The organism is Streptomyces sp. B1I3 (genome assembly GCF_030816615.1).
GTDB lineage: Bacteria > Actinomycetota > Actinomycetes > Streptomycetales > Streptomycetaceae > Streptomyces.
This window is the reverse complement of record NZ_JAUSYD010000001.1, coordinates 6,531,402-6,552,160: the sequence shown is the minus strand read 5'-3', so window position 1 is coordinate 6,552,160 and position 20,759 is coordinate 6,531,402. Positions and strand designations below refer to the sequence as shown.

Below are 20,759 nucleotides of genomic sequence, written 5' to 3'. Positions count from 1 at the left end.
GCCGGGGCCACCGGATGCGTGGAGCGGCTGTGCCGCTAGTGGGTGGAAGGCCGGGGGGCCTCCTGGCCGACGGCGACGACGTCGCCGATGACGATGACGGCCGGGGGGCGCACCTCTTCGGCGACCACCCGTTCCCCGACGGTCCCGAGCGTCGCGTCCACCCTGCGCTGCGCGGCCGTGGTGCCCTCCTGGACCAGGGCCACGGGGGTCTGCGGGGACTTCCCGTGGGCGATGAGCGCGTCGGCGATGGCGCCGATCTTGTCGACGGCCATCAGGAGGACGAGCGTGCCGCGCAGCTGCGCCAGGGCCGCCCAGTCGACCAGCGAACGCGGGTCGTCGGGCGCCACGTGGCCGCTGACCACGGTGAACTCGTGGGCGACACCCCGGTGGGTGACGGGGATCCCGGCCGCGCCCGGCACGGAGATCGAGCTGGAGATGCCGGGGACGACCGTGCAGGCGATGCCCTCTGCGGCCAGGGCCTGGGCCTCCTCCATTCCCCGCCCGAAGACGAACGGGTCGCCGCCCTTGAGCCGCACGACGGACTTTCCGGCCTTCGCGTGGTCGATCAGTGCCTGGTTGATCGCCTCCTGCGCCATGTAACGGCCGTAGGGGATCTTCGCGGCGTCGATCACCTCGACGTGCGGCGGGAGCTCGTCGAGCAGGTCGCGGGGGCCGAGCCGGTCCGCGATGACCACGTCGGCCTCGGCGAGGAGACGACGGCCGCGGACCGTGATCAGGTCGGGGTCACCCGGGCCGCCGCCCACCAGGGCCACGCCGGGGGCGCGGGTGCGGTGGTGCGGCGCGGCGAGGGTTCCGTCGCGCAGGCCCTCCACGATGGCGTCGCGGACGGCGGCGGAGTGCCGGGGGTCGCGGCCCTCGGACGTGGTGGTGAGGACGGCCACCGTGATGCCCTCGCTGCGGCCGGTGGCCGGCGTCCAGGCGGTCGCCGCCTCCGCGTCGTCGCTACGGACGCACCAGGTGCGGGTGCGCTCCGCCTCGGCGGACGCGGCGTCGTTGGCGGCGGGGTCCGAGGACGCGACGAGTGCGTACCAGGTGTCGGCGAGGTCCCCCTCCTCGTACCTGCGACGCTCCCAGCGGATCTCGCCGGTGTCGGCCATCGCCTCGACGGACGCGGTCGCGGACGGGGAGACGAGGGTGATGTCGGCTCCGGCCGCGATGAGGGCGGGCAGCCTGCGCTGCGCGACCTGGCCGCCGCCGACGACGACGACGCGGCGCCCGTTGAGGCGCAGTCCGACGGGGTAGGCGGGGTGCTCGTCGTGCTCGGCCATGGTCGTGCGTGCTCCTCGTGCAGGGTGCGGTGTGCTGCGGGCCGCTGCGGCGGTGGAGCGGCGGGGACTGCGCTGGGCGATGCGGGCGGGTGGGGCGGCGGCGGCGCGGAGTGTGCCGGGGCTGTGCGGGTGGGACCACGATACGGGGTGGTGTCGCGGGGGCGTCGGGCCGTGAGGGCCCGGCCACCGCGGATCCGGGGGCACGGTGGCCGGGCCGGAGCTCCGGGCCGTCGGACCGGCTCGGAGCGCCCCGCCCTGCTACTTCTCCGTCACGCCCGCCGAGTCGAACGTCGCGACCTCGTGCATGGCCCGCGCCGCGCTCTGCACGATGGGGAGCGCGAGCAGGGCTCCGGTGCCCTCGCCGAGGCGGAGGTCCAGGTCGACCAGCGGACGCAGGCCCAGCTTGTTGAGCGCGGCCACATGGCCGGGTTCGGCGCTCCGGTGCCCCGCGATGCAGGCGGCGAGCGCCTCGGGGGCGATCGCCCGGGCGACCAGCGCCGCCGCTCCGGCACTGACCCCGTCGAGGATCACGGGCGTGCGCAGCGAGGCGCCACCCAGCAGGAAGCCCGCCATCGCCGCGTGCTCGAGACCGCCGACCGCGGCCAGTACCCCGATCGGGTCGCCGGGGTCGGGCCGGTGCAGATCCAGGGCGCGGCGGACCACGTCGACCTTACGGGCGTGCATCTCGTCGTTGATGCCGGTGCCGCGACCGGTCACCTCCGCCGGGTCCATGCCGGTGTACACGCAGATCAGCGCCGCCGACGCGGTGGTGTTGGCGATGCCCATCTCACCGGTCAGCAGGCCCTTGTTGCCGGCTGCCACCAGGTCGCGGGCGGTCTCGATGCCGACCTCGATCGCGCCGAGGACCTCGTCGCGGGTGAGCGCGGGGCCCGTCGTGAAGTCGGCCGTTCCCGGTCTGATCTTCCGGGGCAGCAGACCGGGCGTCGCGGGCAGTTCGGAGGCGACGCCCACGTCGACCACGCAGACTTCCGCGCCGACCTGGGCGGCGAAGGCGTTGCAGACCGCGCCGCCGCCGAGGAAGTTGGCGACCATCTGGGCGGTGACCTCCTGCGGCCACGCGGTGACACCCTGGGCGTGCACCCCGTGGTCACCGGCGAAGATCGCGACGGCGGCCGGCTCGGGGATGGGCGGCGGGCACATCCGGGAGAGCCCGGACAGCTGCGCCGAGATGATCTCCAGCATGCCGAGCGCACCGGCGGGCTTCGTCATCCGCTTCTGGCGCTCCCAGGCCTCCCCGAGCGCCTTGGCGTCGAGCGGGCGGATGTTGGCGATGGTCTCCTGCAGCAGGTCGTGCGGCTCCTCGCCGGGCAGCGCGCGCCGGCCGTACGTCTCCTCGTGGACGACCCAGGACAGCGGGCGGCGCTTGGACCAGCCCGCCTGCATCAGCTCGGGCTCCTCGGGGAATTCGTCGACGTAACCCACGCACAGGTACGCGACGACCTCGAGGTGTTCGGGCAGGCCCAGCGCACGGACCATCTCACGCTCGTCGAAGAAGCTGACCCAGCCGACGCCGAGGCCCTCGGCCCGGGCGGCGAGCCACAGGTTCTCGACGGCGAGCGCCGAGGAGTACGGGGCCATCTGCGGCTGGGTGTGCCGGCCCAGGGTGTGGCGGCCGCCGCGCGTGGGATCGGCGGTGACGACGATGTTCACCGGGGTGTCGAGGATCGCCTCGATCTTCAGTTCCTTGAACTGCTTGGCCCGCGCCTTGGGCAGCGACTTGGCGTACGCCTCGCGCTGGCGCTGGGCGAGTTCGTGCATGGACCGGCGGGTCTCCGCGGAACGGATGACGACGAAGTCCCAGGGCTGGGAGTGGCCGACGCTCGGTGCGGTGTGGGCGGCTTCGAGCACGCGGAGCAGGACCTCGTGCGGGATGGGGTCGCTGCGGAAGCCGTTGCGGATGTCGCGGCGCTCGCGCATGACCCGCAGGACGGCCTCGCGCTCGGCGTCGTCGTATCCGGGGGCGGGCGGGGTGGCGGGCGTCTGCTCGGCTGCCGTGTGAGGCGCCTCTGCTTCCGGGGCCGCGGGCTCCGAGGGCGCGGGTTCCTGCTCCTGCTCCTGCTCCTGCTCCTGCTCCTGCGAGGTGCCGGCCTCCGGGGCCTGCGGTTCCAGCGGCTCGGCTTCCGGCGTCGGGGCTTCGGACGTCGCAGGCCGGGGCGTCGGCGTTTCGGACGTCACGATCTGCGGCGCTTCGGCTTCCGGCGCTTCGGCTTCCGGCGCTTCGGCTTCCGGCGCTTCGGCTTCCGGCGTCCCGGCTTCCGGCGTCTCGATGATCTCGGGGCCGGTGCCCGGCTCCGGCTCGGCGGGGGCCGGGAGTTCCTCCTGCACCGCGGGCACGGGCCCGGCCTCCACGGCCGGCTCGGCCTGGGCCACGGGCTCCGGCGCGGCGAGCGGCTCCGGGGCCGCTTCCGGCTCGGGCTCCGGGACCGCCTCCGGCTCGGGGGCGGAGGTCTCCCGGACCTCGGGCGTTTCCGGCTGCGGAGCTGCGGGGACCTCGACGGCGGCCGGGGCGGGCTGCGGCTCGACGGCGGCGGGGGCGGGCTGCGGCTCGACGGCGGCGGGGGCGGCCTCGGCGACCGGTTCCGCCTGAGCGGCCGGGGCGAGGGCGACAGATTCCGGCGCGGGCTCCACCTCGGGCTCCGCCAGAACCGGCGCGGGTGCGGCCTCCGGCTGCGCGGCGGGCACGGGCTCGGTCGGCACGAACTCGATCGGCACGGGCTCGGTCGGGACGGGCTCGGTCGGCACGGGCTCGGCCGGTGCCGTCGGCGAGTCGGCCACGAACGTCGGGGAGAGGTGCTCCGCCGTCGGCACGAGGCCCTCGACGGGCACGAACCGGCTCACGGGCTCGCCCGTGACGACTGAAGGGGTTGCCTCTGCGGGCATCTCGGTCTGGGCAGCTGCTGGCACCTCGGCCGGCCCGTCCGCCGGGGTTTCGGCCACGACGGGCGCGAGCGGCTCCGCTGCGGCCTCCTCGGGAACCCCGGGCGTCACTGCGGCCACCGGCTCAGGAACGACCGTTTCTGCGGGTGCGGCCGGCTCAGGAGCGGAGACCGGCCCGGGCGCGGGCACAGGCGCGGGCACAGGCTCGGGAGCAGGCACCGGCTCGGGAACCGGCACGGGCTGGGGAGCGGGCGCGACCGGATCAGGAGCGGGGACCGGCTCGGGAGCGGGGACCGGCTCGGGAGCGGGGACGGGCTCGGACACGAGCTCCGGCCCGGCCTGGGCGACCGGCTCGGCCTGCACCGCTGCCTCCGGCTCCGCCTGCGCGGCCGGTGCGGTCTCGGGCTGGGCCACCGGCCCGGCCTGGACCGTTGCCTCGGGCGTCCGGGCACCCCACGGGGCCCCGCTCTGGGGCGGGATCTCCCCCAGCTGCGGGCCGGGCAGCTGGGACGCGTCGTCCGCCGGGATGTCGTAGTACTCGGGGCCGGTCGTCGGCGGTCCGGCGTGCCGTGTGGCCGCCGGGCTCTGCGGTGCGCCGGCCGGGCCGCGGTCCGCGAGCGAACGCACCACTCCGCCGCTCGGCGTCCCACCGTAGGAGGGGGCCTCGGGGGTCGCGGGGCCGCGGTGGAGGGGGCGCCGGGCCTGAGGGGCCGCGTGGGCGGCCACCGGCACCTGACCGCCGGGAGTCTGCGAGGGAGTTGCGATGCGTACGCCGCTGACGTCGGTGGAGCCGGACGCGTGGGCGCCGCCCGGGGCCCGGTCCTGGGCCGTGAACTGCGCGGACTGGCCCGCCGGCGCGTCGCTCCACGCGCCCTGGGCCGCCGGCATCAGGAGGAGGTCGTCGTCCTCGGGCGTGTGCTCGGAGGGTTCGAGGAAGGTGTAGGCGTCCGGGACGGGGACGCCCGGCTGCTCCACCATGCCTGCGTTCTCCGGCAGTCCCTCGCCCGGGATCTGGCCGGTGTCAGTCATGCGTACCCCTCGCCCATCGTCAGTGCTCCTTCGGCCCTTCGCCGGGATGCCCGAACCACGGCACGCCGGTGCTCGTCAACTAGAACGAGCGGGCTCGCCGCGCGGCACGAAACGCGCGCGGGAGGTATACATTCTCGCGGTCGTTCGCCGCCGCGGAAGACAGTTCTGCCACGGCTCGCTGTGGACTGCGCCACGTTGCGCGTCCCCCGGTGATGCCGTACCACATCGCGGACCAAAACGGTCCACTTTTCCGGACATTGACGAACGAACCGTCGAACGGCCGGGTGCGGTACAACAATCGGTCAGCCTACCTCGCGCCCGGCCGGGGCGGCTCAGGGGGCGAGGTCGGAACGCAGGGCGGAGAGCAGGAAGACGACGGAGCGTTCGCGCTCGGTCCAGGCGGAGGTGTCCAGTTCGACGGACTGGAGCAGCGAGCACTCGACGGTGTAGCCGTTCTCCGCGAGCGCCGCGCCGAGGGCCTCGGCCTCGTCCCGGTTCGAGGCGTGCGTGACGATACGTTCCGGCCGCCGGTCGGCGACCGCGATGACGACGGGGACGCCCCCGCCGCCGATGCGCACGACGTCCGGCTCGGGCAGGCGTTCCAGTACGTGCGGTGCCCGGCCCTGGACGACCTGGACGGGTACCTCGAAGGCGCGGGCCGCCGCCGCCGTACGCGCACAGGCGTCCGGATCACTGTCGACGGCCAGTACCGCAGCGCCGAAGCGGGCCGCCTCCACCGCGAGGGCGCCGCTGCCCGCCCCGATGTCCCAGAGGAGGTCACCGGTGCGCGGGCCGAGGCGGGCCAGTTGGGCGGCGCGCAGGCCGGGCGACTCGCCCTCGCCCTGCTCGTCGGGGCCCCGGGAGGCGGCGGGTGCGCCGTAGGCCGCCGCGGGCAGCGCCCAGCCGCGGATCCCCCGGGCGCCGTCGGGCCGGCGGCCGCCGATCCAGGCACCGGTGGACGTTTCGGGGCCGCTGCCGATGACGATCACGACGTTGGGGTCGCGCCAGGCGTGGTCGGCGACCTTGTCGGAGGTGAGGACGGTGACGCGTTCCCGCTCGGTGCCCAGCTCCTCGCAGATCACGAAGGTGCGGTGAACGCCCTCGAGGAGCAGGGCGAGTTCGGCGGGACCTGCACCCGGCGAGGTGAGCACGGCGACCTTGTGGTGCGCGCGGCACACGTTGACCGCGCGGCGCAGGGTGCGGGGGTGCGCGACGACTATCTGGGCGTCGTCCCACGGCATGCCGGCGCGGGCGAAGGCCGTGGCGACGGAGGAGACGGCGGGGACGACCTCGACCTCGAGGCCGTGTTCGGGTGCGCGCAGGGTGCGCACGACGCCGAAGAGGCCGGGATCGCCGTCGGCGAGGACCACGGGGCTGCCGCGGTGGCCGGCGATCCTGCGGGCGGCCAGGTCGACGCTGCCGAGGCGGATGCGTTCGGCGCGCTCCGGGATCTCGGGGAGAGCGAGGTGGTGGGCGGCTCCGGCGACGAGCGTGGCGGCCGAGAGCGCGGCCGTGGCCGCTCTGGTCAGTGGCGAGCCGTCCCAGCCGATCACCGTGACCCGGTCGGCCATCGTCGTCAGTCTCCAGGGGTGTCGCAGGCGGGGGCTCTGCGCCGGCGTGGCGGAGCAAGGGTGAGCGTATCCGGTCCGTACCGGCGTCCGACCGGCGGCTGCCCGGAGGGTGTTCAGTCCGGACGGGACGGGACGGGACGTGGGGAGCGTCGTCCGTGCCGTGCACCGCAGGGCGCGGGAGGGGGTCGGTGGCGGCGCCACGGGTGTCGGCGGTGACGCGCCGAGGTGGGCGCGCGCGGGGATTGCGGGCCCTGCGCGGTACGGACAGGGGGCCGGAGGCCGGGAGGGCGTCAGTCCCAGTCGCTGTAGGTTCCGTACCCGCCCGCGTCGGCCAGCTGCTCGGCGACGCCTTCCAGGTCCTCGGGCAGGAGTCCCCAGACGATGAGGTCGGTCCTGATGTCGGTCCAGCCGCCGTCCGTGCCGTTCTCGGTCCGGGTCCGCGCTATCCGGGCGTTGCGCAGGACTCCCTCGCTGATGCAGCCGACTTTCTGGGCGACCTGCTGGGAGGCGGTGTTGTCGGCGGGGGTGCGCAGCTCGATGCGCTCGAAGGCCTGGTCGCGGAAGAGCCACTCGGCGAGCGCCAGCACGGACTCGGTGGCGTACCCCTCACCGCGCGCCCAGGGGGCGGTGATGTAGCGGACCTCGGTCGCCAGGGTGCGCCAGTCGGTGTTGAGGAGCCGGACGGATCCGACGAGGCGCTGGGTGAGGAACTCGGTGACGGCCAAGACGATGCCGTGGCCCTGGGTGCGCTCGGCGGGGGCGATCCTGCGGACCCACCGTTCGGCGTCGACCTGGGTGTAGGGGTGCGGTCCGTCGATCCAGGCGGTGACGAGTTCGTCGTTCATCATCTCGATGTACGCCGGGACGTCCGCCATGTCGAAGGGGCGCAGCACCAACCTGTCCGTGCTGATGGAGATGGACGGGAAGGTGGTAGTCATGCGCAGCTCCATGCCGAAGACCGTGTGAAGACACAGCATGCAGCATCGGGACGTCGATGCGCATGGCCGGGTCCGCACGGCGGAGCCCCGCACACCCTGCCGGGGGTGTGCGGGGCCCGAGGGGCGAGTGGTGCCCGGGGTCAGGACGCGGCGGGCGCCCCGAAGGCGGGGATGATCGAGCCCTTGTACGTGTCCTCGATGAACTTCTTGACCTCGTCGGAGTTCAGGAGCTTCGCGAGCTTCTGCACCCGGGGGTCGTCCTCGTTGCCCTCCTTGACGGCCAGGAGGTTGGCGTACGGGTTGCCCTCGGCCTTCTCCAGCACCAGGGAGTCCTTGCCCGGCTGGAGATCGGCCTGGATGGCGTAGTTGCCGTTGATGACGGCGGCGTCCACGTCGTCCAGGGCGCGCGGCACGGTCGCGGCCTCGATCTCCTTGAACTCCAGGCCCTTCTTGTCCGTGATGTCGCTGAGCTTGGCGTTGGTGCCGACGCCGTCCTTGACGGTGATGAGCCCGTTCTCGGCGAGCAGCTGGAGCGCGCGGCCCTCGTTGGTGGTGTCGTTCGGGACCGCGACGGTCTGGCCGGCCTTGATGTCCTTGAGGTCCTTGACCTTGTTGGAGTAGAGGCCGAGGGGCTCGAGGTGGACGTCGACGACCGGGACGATGTGCGTCCCGTTCTTCTTGTTGAAGTCGTCCAGGTAGGGCTTGTGCTGGAAGAAGTTGGCGTCGACCTGGCCGTTCTCGGTGGCGGTGTTCGGCAGGACGTAGTCCGTGAACTCCTTCACCTCCAGCTTGAGGCCGGCCTTCTCCGCCAGGTTCTTCTTGACGTAGCCGAGGATGTCGGCGTGGGGGGTCGGGGACGCGGCGACGACGAGGGCCTTGGAGGTGTCGGCGTTCGCGCCGGTCTCGCCCTTGGCGGCGGGGTCGGAGTCCGTACCGCAGGCGCTGAGGCCCAGTGCGAGGGCGGCGGTGGCGGCTGCTGCAGCGGTGATCTTGATGTTCTTGCGCACGAAGAGTGCCTCTTTCCGGTGGTGACGGTGGTGCGCCCGACAAGGAGTTCGGGCTTCATGGGGCGATGAGGTCAGGAGGTGGTGCGGCCCCGGCGGGCCAGCAGGCGTACGGCCCCGTCGCCGATCAGCTGGATCACGGTCACGATGAGGATCAGGAGCGCGACGGTGATGAGCATGAACTGGTTGTCGAAGCGCTGGAATCCGTAGGTGACGGCCTTGGAGCCGAGCCCTTCGCCGCCGACCGCGCCGGCCATCGCCGAATAGCCGATGAGCACGATGACGGTGGTGGTGACGCCCGAGACGAGCGAGGGGAGGGCCTGCGGCAGGAGGACCTTGCGGACGATCGTGGGGATGGAGCCGCCCATCGACTGGACCGCCTCGACGAGGCCGTGGTCGACCTCGCGCACCGCCGTCTCGACGAGCCGCGCGAAGAAGGGGATGGCCCCGACGGCGAGCGGCACGATCATCGCGGACGGGCCGATGAAGGTGCCGACGACCCACGTGGTGAAGGGGATCAGGGCGATCAGCAGGATGATGAAGGGCAGGGAACGGCCGATGTTCACGATCACGCCGACGACCTTGTTCACCGCGGTGTTCTGCAGCAGGCCGCCCTTGTCGGTGAGGACGAGCAGTATGCCGAGCGGCAGACCGCCGACGACGGTGACGAGCGTGGACCAGAGCACCATGTAGAGGGTGTCGATGGTTCCCTGCGTGAGCAGTGGCTGCATTTCGGACCAGGTCACTTCGCCACCTCCTTGGTGAGCTGAGCGGGGGTCTGGGCGGGGATGTCCGTGGTGCCGGCGGGCTCGCCGTCGACGACCTCGGCCTGCAGGCCCTGCTCGCGCAGGAAGCCGATCGGTACGACGTTCTCCTCGAAGCGGCCGGGCAACTCGATGCGCATCCGGCCGATCTGCTTGCCGCCGACGGTGTCCATCGCGGCGCCCAGGATCGAGATGTCGATGTTGTACGTACGGGAGAGCTGCGAGATCACCGGCCGGGCGGCGGCCTCACCGTGGAAGGTGACGTCGACGACCGTGCGGTCGGGCCCGGAGGCGGTTCCGCCGACGGGGAACAGCTCGTGGGCCAGTTCGGAACCGGGGGTGGCCAGCAGCGTGCCGACCGTGCCCGACTCGACGATGCGGCCCTTCCTCATCAGGGCGGCCGAGTCGCAGACGGTCTTGACGACGTCCATCTCGTGCGTGATGAGCAGGACGGTGAGGCCGAGTTCCTGGTTGAGGTCGCGCAGCAACTGCAGGATGGAACGGGTGGTCTCGGGGTCGAGCGCGGAGGTCGCCTCGTCGGAGAGGAGCACCTTCGGGTCGCCGGCCAGGGCCCGGGCGATGCCGACGCGTTGCTTCTGGCCACCGGACAGCTGCCCGGGGTAGGCCTTCGCCTTGTCGGCCAGGCCGACGAGGTCGAGGAGTTCGAGCGCCTTGCGGGTACGCGCCTGTCCGGAGACGCCGAGGATCTCCAGGGGGAGCTCGACGTTGTCCCGGACGGTGCGCGAGTCCAGCAGGTTGAAGTGCTGGAAGACCATGCCGATGCGGCTGCGCGCCCGCCTGAGCTCCTTGCCGGCGCGCCGGCCGCGACCGGCGAGGGCGGTGAGGTCCTGGCCCGCCACCGTCACGGTGCCGGACGTGGGACGTTCGAGCAGGTTGACGCAGCGGATGAGGGAGGACTTGCCGGCACCGCTCTGTCCGATGACGCCGTAGACCTCTCCTTCGCGGACGTGGAGGTCCACGCCGTCCAGGGCGGTGACCTCGCGGCCGCGTGACTGGTAGACCTTCGTGAGGCCCGAAGTGGTGATCACAGGGTTTCCGTCACTGTCGAGTGCGCGGCGCGGTGTCCGCCGGGCACGGGGCATTCGTCTGGTGAGACTGTTCTCGGTGGTCGACCGGTGGCAGTCCCGGCACGGCCGGGCGCGGCGGGCGGCCGGACGCGGCACATGGCCGGGCGGGCTCGATCCGCGGTGCGCTGCGGACGGCATGGGCTCGGTCTCGCTTCGGGGCGCGAGGCTCAGGCGGGGGCCCTCAGAAGGCGCGCATTCGACACATACAACGAGCACCGGGCGTGGTGATCGCCTCGGTCGCAGGGCTGCGGTAGCTCGTCGTGGTCATGGCCCAAGTAAAACAGACGTCACCTCCCGCCGAGCCCGGCTGTCCGTATAGCGGACAGTGATGGATGGCCGGCCCGCCCCCGCCGGGCGGGCCCGCCACCTCTGTGACCTGCGATGATACGGAAGCAGGTACTCCACTCGCCCGGCGGGCCACCGGGCTCGGCCGTGGGCGGGCTGTGGCCAAGGCCACGATCACCCGGCCGCCCCGGTCCGGCCCGGCGCCAGGGCCGCACGCGGTGGTCCCCGTGGTCCGTAATACCCTCGCTTCATGCTTGACGCCCTGACGGTCGCGGTCGCCGTGACCGCGCTCGCCCTCGCCGCCTGGTGCGGACTCGCCGCCTACCGGGACCAGCCCACCAAGGACTGGCACTTCATCGGGATGGCGGTCGTCTCCGTGCTGGCGCTGGCCCAGCTCGTGGTGGGGATCGTGCAACTCGCCCGGGGCGAGCGGCCGGACCAGGGCATGACGATCTTCATCGCCTATCTGATCGGCTCCTTCGCGGCCGTACCCGCGGCGGGCTTCCTGTCCCTGACGGAGCGGACCCGCTGGGGTTCGGTGACCGTGGCGGCGGGTGCGGTGGTGCTGGCCGTCCTCGAAGTGCGGCTCTACGACATCTGGGGAAACTGACTGTGACCGACACCGACCGCTCCGAGGCCCCCACCGGGCCGCACCCGCAGCCGAGGCCGCAGTTCGAGCTCGGCACGGGCCCCGGGCGCGTACTGGTCTGGTTCTACGGGGTGTTCACCGTGGCAGCCGCCTCCCGCTCGATCGTCCAGATGATCCTGGACTTCGACCGGGCACCCCTGGCGTACGTGCTCTCGGCCGTCGCCGCCCTCGTGTACGGCTTCATCACGTACTCGCTGGTGCGGGGCGGCGAGAAGGCGCGCAGGGCGGCGCTCGTGTGCTGCGCCGCCGAGCTCGCGGGCGTGCTGGTCGTCGGCACCTGGACGCTGGCGAAGCCGTCCGCGTTCCCGGACGCCACGGTGTGGTCGGACTTCGGCATGGGGTACCTGTTCATCCCGGTGATCCTGCCGGTCACCGGGATGCTCTGGCTGCGCCGCGCGCGGAGCGCGTGATTCCCCGGTCCGCCCGCCGCCCGCAGGGGCACCGGGCCGTCAGGCGCCTGCCGGGTGCCCGCCGCACGACCGCGGACCACCCGGCAGACCCTCAGGCACTGGCGACGTACGCCGGTGCGGCGGCGTTCTTCTCGAGCAGGACGAGCCGGACGCCGTCCTCACCGGTGGCGTTGCCCACCCGGGCGTATCCGGCCTTGCGGTAGAGACGCAGATTGCCTTCGCTGCGCTCCCCCGTGTGCAGCCGGAAGCGGGTGGCGGAACGCCCGTCCGTCAGGCCGGACTCCGCGGCGCGCAGCAGGCGGGTACCGAGGCCGTGGCCGCGGAGCCGGGGGTGGACGCAGAGCTTGCCGATCCGGCCGGTGCCGTCCTTGTCGGTGAAGCCGCGTACCGAGCCGACGACTTCGTCGCCGAGCCGGGCCACGAACACCAGGTCGGTGGCGACTTCGTCGCGGACCGAGTCGAGACTCTGCACGAGCGGATCGATCCGGTAGTTGCCGTAGAGCTCCGCCTCGCTCTGGAAACAGAGGTACTGGAGCCTGAAGATCTGCTCGGCGTCCTGCGCTGTCGCCGCCGAGATGGTCACGCTCATGCCCATGTGTGCATGCCTCCCGCTCACCTGGTCCGCCGGTTGTCTACCGCTCCATTCCCCGCAGTTCAGGAGCTACAACCTCCGCCGTGAGCATTCTGCGCAGACATCCAAGGCATCGGGAACGCATCGGTCCCAAACTCCCCTGTGACATACCCAACTCCCCTGCGATTTCCCGGTACGTCGGATCGTGGGGGGACAGCATCGCCTCCAGTAACCGGGGGCATCTCCCGGGCAGCCGTCCCACCGCGGCGCGCAGCGCCCGGCGTTCGTCGGCCCCCAGGGCGATCCGCTCGGGGCAGCCGCTCCAGTCGCCCGGCGCGTCGCCGGCGGTGTACGCCCGCTCATGACGGGCCCTGCGGCGGGCGTCGCGCGCCGCCGCCCGTACGGCGGCGCGGACCCAGCGGGCGGGGTCCCGGGGAGGCCCCTGCCCGGCCGGTCGCTCCAGCAGCCGTAACCAGACGGCCTGTTCCAGGTCGGCGGCCTCCATCCCGGCCGCCACGGCCTCGGCTGTCGCCTCCGCGCGCACGAGGGGGTGCAGGGCGCGGACGACGGCCCTCCGGGAGGCGTCCGCCGGCCGGGGAACAAGATCGGGAAGCGTCATGCCCCGTCAACGCTCCCCGCGCGGGGCCGGTTGCCGTACGCGGGGAGCTCCACCCGACCGGGGCATCCCGGCCGTGCGGCTGACGGCTGCGCTCAGCCCTCGGCGAAGTCGGACGCCGCGAGCAGCGCGGTGTCCGGGTTGTCGGAGAAGATGCCGTCGATGCCCGCCTCGAAGTAGGTGCGCAGGGCGCCGAAGGCGTCGCCGTACGCGTTCGGGTCCGTGCCGCGACGGAAGTCCGCGGGCAGGAAGGTGTTCTCGTTGCGCATCGTGTACGGGTGGAGGATCAGGCCCCGGGCGTGCGCGTCGTCCACCAGGGCCGTGGGCGTGGTCAGCCGGCCGGCGCCGTCCCTGGGGACGACCAGGTCCAGCGTGGGGCCGATGCCCTGGGCGAAGGACGCGATCCACGTCAGCCCGGCGGGCTTCACCAGGTCGGCGACGGTGCGCGGGTCGCCGGCCTCCACGAAGTCCCAGGGGCGCTCCCCCGGTCCGGACAGCAGGACGACGCGCGGGGTGGCGACGAGCTCGGACATCCGCCGCATGGAGCTCGGCTCGAAGGACTGCAGGATCAGCGGGGAGTGCGCGCGGTGCCGGCCGTGGCGGCGCAGCAGCCGGGCGAGCGGCTCCTCGAGCGCGAGCCCGAGGTTCCGGAAGTAGGAGGGGTGCTTCGTCTCGACGTACAGCCAGACGGGCCTGCCGCGCCTGCGTCCCTCCTCGTCGGCCCATTGCAGGACCTCCTCGAAGGTGGGGATCTCCCAGCGTCCGTCGTAGAGGGTGTTCTCCTGGCGGTTGGCGGGGATGCGCTCCTTCGCCCGGAGTGTCTTCAGCTCGGCCAGGGTGAAGTCCTCGGTGAACCAGCCGGTGAGCGCGACGCCGTCGACCTTCTTGGTGGTTTTGCGGCTCGCGAACTCGGCGTGGTCCGCGACGTCCGTGGTGGCGGTGATGTCGTTCTCGTGGCGGCAGACGAGGTGGCCGTCCTTGGTCGGCACCAGGTCCTGCTCGACGATGTGCGCGCCCATGTCCAGGGCCAGCCGGTAGGAGCCGAGGGTGTGCTCGGGGCGGTAGCCGCTGGCGCCGCGGTGGCCGATCACAGTCGGCACGGGCAGGTCCCGATAGGAGCCGTGGCCGCTGTTCCGGCCGTTCGTGCCACGCTCGGCGGCCTGCGCCGTACCGGTGATTCCGAGGGCCGCCGTGCCGAGGACGGCCGCCCCCAGAAGGGTCCGTCGGCCGGGACTCGTGCGCGCGCGCTCTGTCATGAATGCTCCTCGCATGGGATGTCTGGCATCGTGTCGAGCGAGGCTCGATCGTAGGCAGCCACGCCATCGGTGGGGCGGCCCACGGACGAACGTGGCGGAAACACACGTCAACACCGTGTGTCCGCCGCGTGTACCCGATGTGCGATCAGGCAGTACCCGCGAGTATCGTCCTCACCTGCACAGACCCTTGCGAAATCCACACCCGGCCGCCCGGCCACGACACCGGAGGATGCGTTGTCCCGACTCACGGTCATCAAGGCAGTGCTCGGACCGATCCTGCGCCTCATGTTCCGCCCCCAGGTGGAAGGCGCCGAGAACATCCCGGGGACCGGGCCGGTGATTCTCGCGGGCAACCACCTGACGTTCATCGACTCGATGATCATGCCGATCTGCTGCGACCGGCCGGTGTTCTACATCGGCAAGGACGAGTACGTCACCGGCAAGGGGCTCAAGGGCCGCCTGATGGCCTGGTTCTTCACGGGCTGCGGAATGATCCCGGTGGACCGTGACGGTGGCCGCGGCGGCGTCGCGGCCCTCATGACGGGCCGCCGGGTGCTGGACGAGGGCAACGCCTTCGCGATCTACCCCGAGGGCACCCGCTCCCCCGACGGACGGCTCTACCGGGGCCGCACGGGCATCGCACGGCTGACGCTGATGACGGGCGCGCCGGTCGTGCCGTTCGCCATGATCGGTACGGACAAGCTGCAGCCCGGCGGTGCCGGACTCCCCCGCCCGGGCAAGGTCACGGTCCGCTTCGGTGAGCCGATGGAGTTCTCCCGCTACGAGGGCATGGACCGCGACCGCTACGTGCTGCGGGCGGTGACGGACTCGGTGATGGCCGAGGTGATGCGGCTGTCCGGCCAGGAGTACGTCGACATCTACGCCACGAAGGCCAAGGCAGCCTGAGCTCCGCACAACCGGAAGGGCCGGTGACCGCCTCGGCGGTCACCGGCCCTTCCGGTTGTGCGGAGCGGGCGGGCCGTCACTCGTCGGGGACGATGCCCTCCTCCAGCTTCTGGCCCCGCAGCAGGAACCAGGCCGCCGTGGCGGTCGCCAGGAGCACCACGGCGCCGACGGCCGCCGACACCCGCAGCCCGTTGACGAACGCCTCCTGGGCCGCGACGACCAGCTCGCTCCCCTGCTGCGCCGGAAGGTGCTCCGCCGTCTCCACGGCGCCGCCGAGCGACTCGTGGGCCGCCGCCTCGGCGGCGGCGGGGATGCCCTCGGGGGTGCCGAAGCCCCGGTAGACACCCGTGACGATGGAGCCGAGCAGGGCGATCCCGAGGGCCGCGCCCAGTTCGTACGCCGTTTCGGACACCGCGGAGGCGGACCCCGCCTGCTCCTTGGGGACGCTGGAGAGGATCACGTCGGAGGTGACGGTGAAGGCGAACCCCGCGCCGACGCCCACGACGAGGAGCAGTGCCCCGATCAGCGGGTAGCCGGTCTCCTTGTGGATCACCGTGACCACGGCGAGCGAGACACCGATGGCCGCGAGACCGGCGGCGACGACCGAGCGCACCGAGTAGCGGCGCGCGACCATCCCCGCCGTCAGGCCCGCGGTCACCGCGCCGACGGCCGCCGGCAGCTGCGCGAGCCCGGCCTCCAGGGGCCCTCGGGTCTGGACCAGCTGCAGGAACTGGGAGAGGAAGAAGACGATCCCGGACAGGCCGAGAATCGTCAGCAGGTCGGCGAGGACCGCACCGGAGAATCCGCGGTGGTGGAAGAGCCGCATGTCCAGGAGCGGGGCCGGCAGCCGGAGCTGACGGCGTACGAACCAGAGGAGGGCCCCGGCCCCGCCGACGAACGAGGCGGCGGTCTCCCAGCCGATGCCGTGCGCGGCCGCCTCCTTGACGGCGTAGACGACGCCGATCATGCCGACGAGGGAGAGCCCCACGCTGGGCAGGTCCCATGGGCCGGGTGCCGGGTTCTTCGATTCGGGGATCATCTTGATGCCGACGACGACCAGGACCGCCATCACCGGCAGGTTGATCAGGAAGACCGAGCCCCACCAGAAGTGTTCCAGGAGCAGCCCGCCCACGACGGGTCCCACGGCGGCGCCCGCCGATGCCATGGCGCCCCAGATCCCGACGGCGAGACTGCGCTCGCGCGGGTCGTGGAAGAGGTTGCGGATCAGGGCGAGCGTGGACGGCATCAGGGTGGCGCCCGCCACGCCGAGCAGTGCCCGCGCCAGGATCATCATCTCGGGGCTCGACGCGTAGGCGTTGAGCACGGAGACCGCGCCGAAGGCGGCCGCGCCGGTCAGCAGCAGCTTCTTACGGCCGATGCGGTCACCGAGGCTGCCCATGGAGACCAGCAGTCCGGCGATCACGAAGGAGTAGACGTCGCCGATCCAGAGCAGCTGGGTGCCGGTCGGTTCGAGATCCTCACTGAGGAACGGGGTCGCCAGGCCGAGGACGGTGGCGTCGACGGCGACCAGCAGTACGGCCAGGACGAGGACGGTGAGGGCGACCCACCGCCCCTGGTGGTGCGGATCGCCGGTGACGCCCGCCCGCTGATCGGTGCTACTCATTTCTCCACGCTCCGGCGTGCTCCGCCCAGGAGCAACTCGACGATCATGTGGGGGAAGTCCTGGGCGGCGACCCTGCCCACCTGCACGGACCACGCGCAGCTGCTGATCAGCCCGTACAGCGCCTCGGTCAGCCAGGCGGGGGTGAGGTCGATGCGGAACTCACCGCGTTCCTGCCCCCGGCGGAAGAAGGCGGAGACCCGGGCGTCGAGCCGGTTCCAGCCCTCGTTCACCTGGTCGCCCTCGAAGAGCTGGCTCTCGGTGACGAGGAAGGACAGCAGGCCGGCGCTGGGCTCGACGGCGGCGACGAGCCGCCGCAGCCCCTCCTCCGCGCTGCCCTCGTCGAGGGCGGCGGCGTCCAGGGCGGCCTCGAACTCCTGGATGCCGAGGTTCTCCAGCGCGCCGACCAGGGCGTCCCGGCCGGCGAAGTGCCGGTGCAAGGTGGCGCGCCCGATGCCTGCGGCTCTGGCGACCTCGTCCATGGTCGCGGTGGATCTGCGGGTCAGCAGGGCGGCGGCGCTCCGCAGCACCTGTTCACGGTCGAGGGTCATGAGACGAGAGTAAGCCATTTGAGACATGTACGTCTCATGGAGGAATGGTGTCGACTCCCCCGCCGCCCGCGGGCACCATGACGCCATGAAGCCGCTGCTGCTGATCGACGTCGACGGTCCGCTCAATCCGTACGCGGCACTGTCACGCCGCAGGGCGCCCCAGGGCTATACGAGGCACTCCATGCGGCCGACGGGGTGGACGGCGGGGCCGCCGCTGCCCGTGCTGCTCCACCCCGGGCACGGCGACGAACTGCTGACCCTCACCGACCGCTACGAACTCGTCTGGGCTTCCACCTGGAAGGACGAGGCGAACGAGTGGATCGGCCCGCACCTCGGGCTGCCGCCACTGCCGTACATCGACTGGCCGGACATGCACGGAGCCACCGGCGACGGAACGTACTGGAAGACGCGGTACGTCGTCGCGTACGCGGCCGGGCGGCCGTTCGCCTGGGTCGACGACGAGATCACGGACATCGACACGGCGTGGGTCGCCGCCCACCACCCGGGGCGGGCCCTGCTGCGGCAGATCGATCCCCGGGTGGGCCTGGTGCCGACGGACTTCGACGCGCTCGCCGACTGGGTGTGAACGGCCTCAGCTCCAGGGCAGCGAGGAGCGGTGGCGCCAGTACGCCTCCGGCTCCTCCACCAGGGCGTCCAGCCGGTCCAGCCCGTCCGCGTCGAGGCCGAGGACGGGGGCGTGCAGATTGCCGGCGAGCTGGGTGACCGTGGCCGCTCCGGACAGCACGACACCCGCCCACGGCTGGTGGAGCACGAACGCGAGGGCCACGGCGTCCGCGTCCAGTCCGGCCTCGGCCCCGATCTCCCGGACGACGGCCGGGGCCTGCGTGCCGGCGAGCCGGCCGTTGGCCATGGCCTCCTTGACGATGACCGTGACTCCCGCCTGGTGCGCCTCGGCGAGCGCCGGCCCGGCGGAGGTTTCCAGGGCGTTGTAGGTGGCCTGCACCGTACGGAAGAGGGGCTCGCCGTCCACGGTCACGGCGAGGGCGGCCCGGACGGCGTCCGCCTGGGCGGGCCCGCTCGTGGTGACGCCGACGGTGGTGCCCTCGGCGGCCAGCGCGGCCAGACGCGCGTGCAGGTCCTTGTCGTTCAGCGCCGGACTGTCGGCCGTCACCGAATGGATCTGGTAGAGGTCGAGCCGCTCACCGAGCAGCGCGGCGGTCTCGGCCCGCTGACGCTCGAAGGTGGCCAGGCCGTGGTCCTTCACCTCGTGCGCCTCGGCGTCGACACGCCAGCCGGCCGTGTAGGTGTAGCCCCACTTGCTGCCGATGACGACGTCCGTCACGTCGGGCCGGGCGGTGAGCCAGTCGGCGAGGTACTCCTCCGAACGGCCGTAGGAGCGGGCCACGTCGAAGTAGCGGACACCCTGCGCGTAGGCGGCGTCCAGAAGTTCGTGGGTACGCGCCCGCAGCGCGTCGACGCTGCGGTCGGCGGGCAGGTCGCGGTCGCGGTGCAGGTTGATGTAGCCGGGCCTGCCGACGGCTGCCAGGCCGAGCCCGATGTGCGCGGTCGGGGTGGTCGCTCGGTTCAGGCGGGCGAAGGGCATCGCGGGCTCCTCTGGGTCGGTTCCGGACGCCTTCCCGAAAAGACCGCCCGCGATGCCTCCTTCACCCGCGCGCGGTGGCCCAGGCGTGCTGCGCCGCCAGGTCGGCCTTCACCTCGGCGAGCTGGACGGCGACGGCAGAGGGGGCGGTGCCGCCGCGGCCGTCGCGCGAGGCGAGGGCTCCCCTCACGTCGAGGACCGTGCGCACCTCGGGGGTGAGGTGCTCGGAGATCTTCGCGAACTGCTCGTCCGTCAGCTCGTCCAGTTCGATGCCCTGCTGCTCGCACACCTTCACGCACTCCCCCGCGACCTCGTGCGCGACACGGAACGGAACGCCCTGCTTGACCAGCCACTCGGCGATGTCCGTGGCGAGTGAGAAACCGGCCGGTGCCAGCTCCTCCATGCGCTCCCGGTTGACGGTGAGCGTCGCCATCATGCCGGTGAAGGCGGGGAGGAGGACCTCGAGCTGGTCGCAGGAGTCGAAGACCGGCTCCTTGTCCTCCTGCAGGTCGCGGTTGTACGCGAGCGGCAGGGCCTTCAACGTCGCCATCAGGCCGGTCAGGTTGCCGATGAGGCGGCCGGACTTGCCGCGCGCCAGCTCGGCGATGTCCGGGTTCTTCTTCTGCGGCATGATCGACGACCCGGTGGAGAAGGCGTCGTGGAGGGTGACGAAGGAGAACTCCTTCGTGTTCCAGATGATGACCTCCTCGGCGATCCGCGAGAGGTTGACTCCGATCATCGCGGTGATGAACGCGAACTCGGCGACGAAGTCCCGGGACGCGGTGCCGTCGATGGAGTTGCCGCAGGAACCGTGCTCGAAGCCGAGCTCGGCAGCGACCGCCTCGGGGTCGAGCCCGAGGGAGGAGCCGGCCAGCGCGCCGGAACCGTACGGCGAGACCGCGGTCCGCCCGTCCCACTGCCGCAGGCGCTCGGCGTCCCGCCCCAGGGCCTGGGCGTGTGCCAGGACGTGGTGGGCGAAGAGGACGGGCTGTGCGTGCTGGAGGTGGGTACGGCCGGGCATGGCCACGTCCGGGTGCGCCTCGGCGAGCCCGACCAGCGCGTCCTGGAGTTCGGCGATCAGCCCGCCGATGGTGCGGGCGTGGTCGCGCAGGTACATCCGGAAGAGCGTGGCGATCTGGTCGTTGCGGGAGCGGCCGGCCCGCAGCTTGCCGCCGAGATCCGGGCCCAGCCGCTCCAGGAGGCCGCGCTCCAGGGCGGTGTGGACGTCCTCGTCCTCGATGGTGCCGGTGAACGAGCCGTCGGCGACATCCGCTTCCAGGGCGTCGAGCCCGGCGATCATGCGGGTCAGTTCGTCCCCGGTGAGCAGGCCCGCCTTGCCGAGAGCACGGGCGTGGGCACGGGAGCCGGCGATGTCGTACGGGGCGAGCCGCCAGTCGAAGTGGACAGAGACGGACAGCTTGGCCAGGGCCTCGGCCGGGCCGTCGGCGAAGCGGCCGCCCCAGAGGCGTACGTCGCTGTTACCGGTGCCGTTGCTCACTGGGGTGCTCCTCGGGAGTGCAAGGGGTGTGCGGCCGCCTCGCGGCGCGATCACGAACAGCATAACTATGCGATAGGCCGTATGGTTTGTCAAAGTTGCCGGTCAGGGCGGTGGAAACGCGCATGCATTGACATGCGGCTGCTGTTCCGCGCCCGGCATGTGTCCCTCCGGAAGACGGCCGTGGTGTGCACGCGCCGAGCCGGTGATCGGGGCCGGTCGCTCCGGTGGGCTGTCCTTCAGGTCCTGCGGCCCGG

General features: G+C 72.4%; 18 protein-coding genes. 4 read left to right on the top strand and 14 right to left on the bottom strand.

The window, feature by feature from the left end; genetic code table 11:
• Positions 1-35: 35 nt before the first annotated feature.
• The 7 genes from cobA to QFZ58_RS29760 all read right to left on the bottom strand — a co-directional run bounded on the left by cobA (position 36) and on the right by QFZ58_RS29760 (position 10,542).
• A complete protein-coding gene (cobA, locus tag QFZ58_RS29790) occupies positions 36-1,289 on the bottom strand; it encodes a uroporphyrinogen-III C-methyltransferase (RefSeq protein ID WP_307127984.1) in 1,254 nt (417 codons plus the stop codon).
• Positions 1,290-1,547: 258 nt separating this feature from the next.
• Positions 1,548-5,216 carry a nicotinate-nucleotide--dimethylbenzimidazole phosphoribosyltransferase gene (gene cobT, locus QFZ58_RS29785; RefSeq protein ID WP_307127983.1) on the bottom strand — a complete coding sequence of 1,223 codons (3,669 nt, stop codon included), beginning with the start codon at positions 5,214-5,216 and terminating at the stop codon, positions 1,548-1,550.
• Positions 5,217-5,548: 332 nt separating this feature from the next.
• Positions 5,549-6,787: a precorrin-6y C5,15-methyltransferase (decarboxylating) subunit CbiE gene (gene cbiE / locus QFZ58_RS29780; protein WP_307127982.1), complete on the bottom strand. Its 1,239-nt coding sequence runs from the start codon at positions 6,785-6,787 to the stop codon at positions 5,549-5,551.
• A gap of 290 nt (positions 6,788-7,077) precedes the next feature.
• Positions 7,078-7,764, bottom strand: a complete 687-nt coding sequence (locus QFZ58_RS29775; protein ID WP_307127981.1) for a GNAT family N-acetyltransferase — start codon at positions 7,762-7,764, stop codon at positions 7,078-7,080.
• Positions 7,765-7,865: 101 nt separating this feature from the next.
• A complete protein-coding gene (locus tag QFZ58_RS29770) occupies positions 7,866-8,732 on the bottom strand; it encodes a MetQ/NlpA family ABC transporter substrate-binding protein (RefSeq protein ID WP_307127980.1) in 867 nt (288 codons plus the stop codon).
• A gap of 71 nt (positions 8,733-8,803) precedes the next feature.
• Positions 8,804-9,475, bottom strand: coding sequence for a methionine ABC transporter permease (locus QFZ58_RS29765; RefSeq protein WP_307127979.1), 672 nt, complete (start codon positions 9,473-9,475; stop codon positions 8,804-8,806).
• Positions 9,472-10,542 (bottom strand): methionine ABC transporter ATP-binding protein, encoded by a 1,071-nt coding sequence (locus tag QFZ58_RS29760; protein ID WP_307127978.1) that lies wholly within the window; start codon positions 10,540-10,542, stop codon positions 9,472-9,474. Before QFZ58_RS29760 ends, QFZ58_RS29765 begins: the two co-directional genes overlap by 4 nt.
• A 574-nt stretch (positions 10,543-11,116) precedes the next feature.
• Between QFZ58_RS29760 and QFZ58_RS29755 the strand changes: the two genes are divergently transcribed.
• Positions 11,117-11,476 (top strand): hypothetical protein, encoded by a 360-nt coding sequence (locus QFZ58_RS29755; protein WP_307127977.1) that lies wholly within the window; start codon positions 11,117-11,119, stop codon positions 11,474-11,476.
• 2 nt (positions 11,477-11,478) lie between these two features.
• Positions 11,479-11,925, top strand: coding sequence for a hypothetical protein (locus QFZ58_RS29750; protein ID WP_307127976.1), 447 nt, complete (start codon positions 11,479-11,481; stop codon positions 11,923-11,925).
• A gap of 91 nt (positions 11,926-12,016) precedes the next feature.
• On the opposite strand, the gene QFZ58_RS29745 is transcribed toward QFZ58_RS29750, so the two are convergent.
• From QFZ58_RS29745 to QFZ58_RS29735, 3 genes are all read right to left on the bottom strand, one after another.
• Complete coding sequence (locus tag QFZ58_RS29745; protein ID WP_307127975.1) at positions 12,017-12,520, bottom strand: GNAT family N-acetyltransferase; 504 nt, start codon at positions 12,518-12,520, stop codon at positions 12,017-12,019.
• A 37-nt stretch (positions 12,521-12,557) separates the two neighbouring features.
• The gene (locus tag QFZ58_RS29740) at positions 12,558-13,115 is read right to left on the bottom strand and encodes a sigma-70 family RNA polymerase sigma factor (protein ID WP_307127974.1); all 558 of its coding nucleotides are present in this window, start codon (positions 13,113-13,115) and stop codon (positions 12,558-12,560) included.
• 92 nt (positions 13,116-13,207) lie between these two features.
• Positions 13,208-14,368: a glycerophosphodiester phosphodiesterase gene (locus tag QFZ58_RS29735; protein ID WP_307127973.1), complete on the bottom strand. Its 1,161-nt coding sequence runs from the start codon at positions 14,366-14,368 to the stop codon at positions 13,208-13,210.
• Positions 14,369-14,602: 234 nt separating this feature from the next.
• Here QFZ58_RS29735 and QFZ58_RS29730 point away from each other — a divergent pair, with 234 nt between their 5' ends.
• Complete coding sequence (locus QFZ58_RS29730; protein ID WP_307127972.1) at positions 14,603-15,274, top strand: 1-acyl-sn-glycerol-3-phosphate acyltransferase; 672 nt, start codon at positions 14,603-14,605, stop codon at positions 15,272-15,274.
• A 76-nt stretch (positions 15,275-15,350) separates the two neighbouring features.
• On the opposite strand, the gene QFZ58_RS29725 is transcribed toward QFZ58_RS29730, so the two are convergent.
• Together QFZ58_RS29725 and QFZ58_RS29720 are read right to left on the bottom strand one after the other, a co-directional pair.
• Positions 15,351-16,898: an MFS transporter gene (locus tag QFZ58_RS29725; RefSeq protein ID WP_307127971.1), complete on the bottom strand. Its 1,548-nt coding sequence runs from the start codon at positions 16,896-16,898 to the stop codon at positions 15,351-15,353.
• On the bottom strand, positions 16,895-17,446 hold the full coding sequence (locus QFZ58_RS29720) for a TetR/AcrR family transcriptional regulator (protein WP_307127970.1): 552 nt from the start codon (positions 17,444-17,446) through the stop codon (positions 16,895-16,897). Before QFZ58_RS29720 ends, QFZ58_RS29725 begins: the two co-directional genes overlap by 4 nt.
• An 85-nt stretch (positions 17,447-17,531) precedes the next feature.
• Here QFZ58_RS29720 and QFZ58_RS29715 point away from each other — a divergent pair, with 85 nt between their 5' ends.
• Complete coding sequence (locus QFZ58_RS29715) at positions 17,532-18,032, top strand: hypothetical protein (protein ID WP_307127969.1); 501 nt, start codon at positions 17,532-17,534, stop codon at positions 18,030-18,032.
• Positions 18,033-18,038: 6 nt separating this feature from the next.
• Here the strand turns inward: QFZ58_RS29715 and QFZ58_RS29710 are convergent, their stop codons facing one another.
• Both QFZ58_RS29710 and argH read right to left on the bottom strand, forming a co-directional pair.
• Positions 18,039-19,010 carry an aldo/keto reductase gene (locus tag QFZ58_RS29710; RefSeq protein ID WP_307127968.1) on the bottom strand — a complete coding sequence of 324 codons (972 nt, stop codon included), beginning with the start codon at positions 19,008-19,010 and terminating at the stop codon, positions 18,039-18,041.
• Between the two features lie 61 nt (positions 19,011-19,071).
• Positions 19,072-20,505 (bottom strand): argininosuccinate lyase, encoded by a 1,434-nt coding sequence (gene argH / locus QFZ58_RS29705; protein ID WP_307127967.1) that lies wholly within the window; start codon positions 20,503-20,505, stop codon positions 19,072-19,074.
• Between the last annotated feature and the right edge of the window lie 254 nt (positions 20,506-20,759).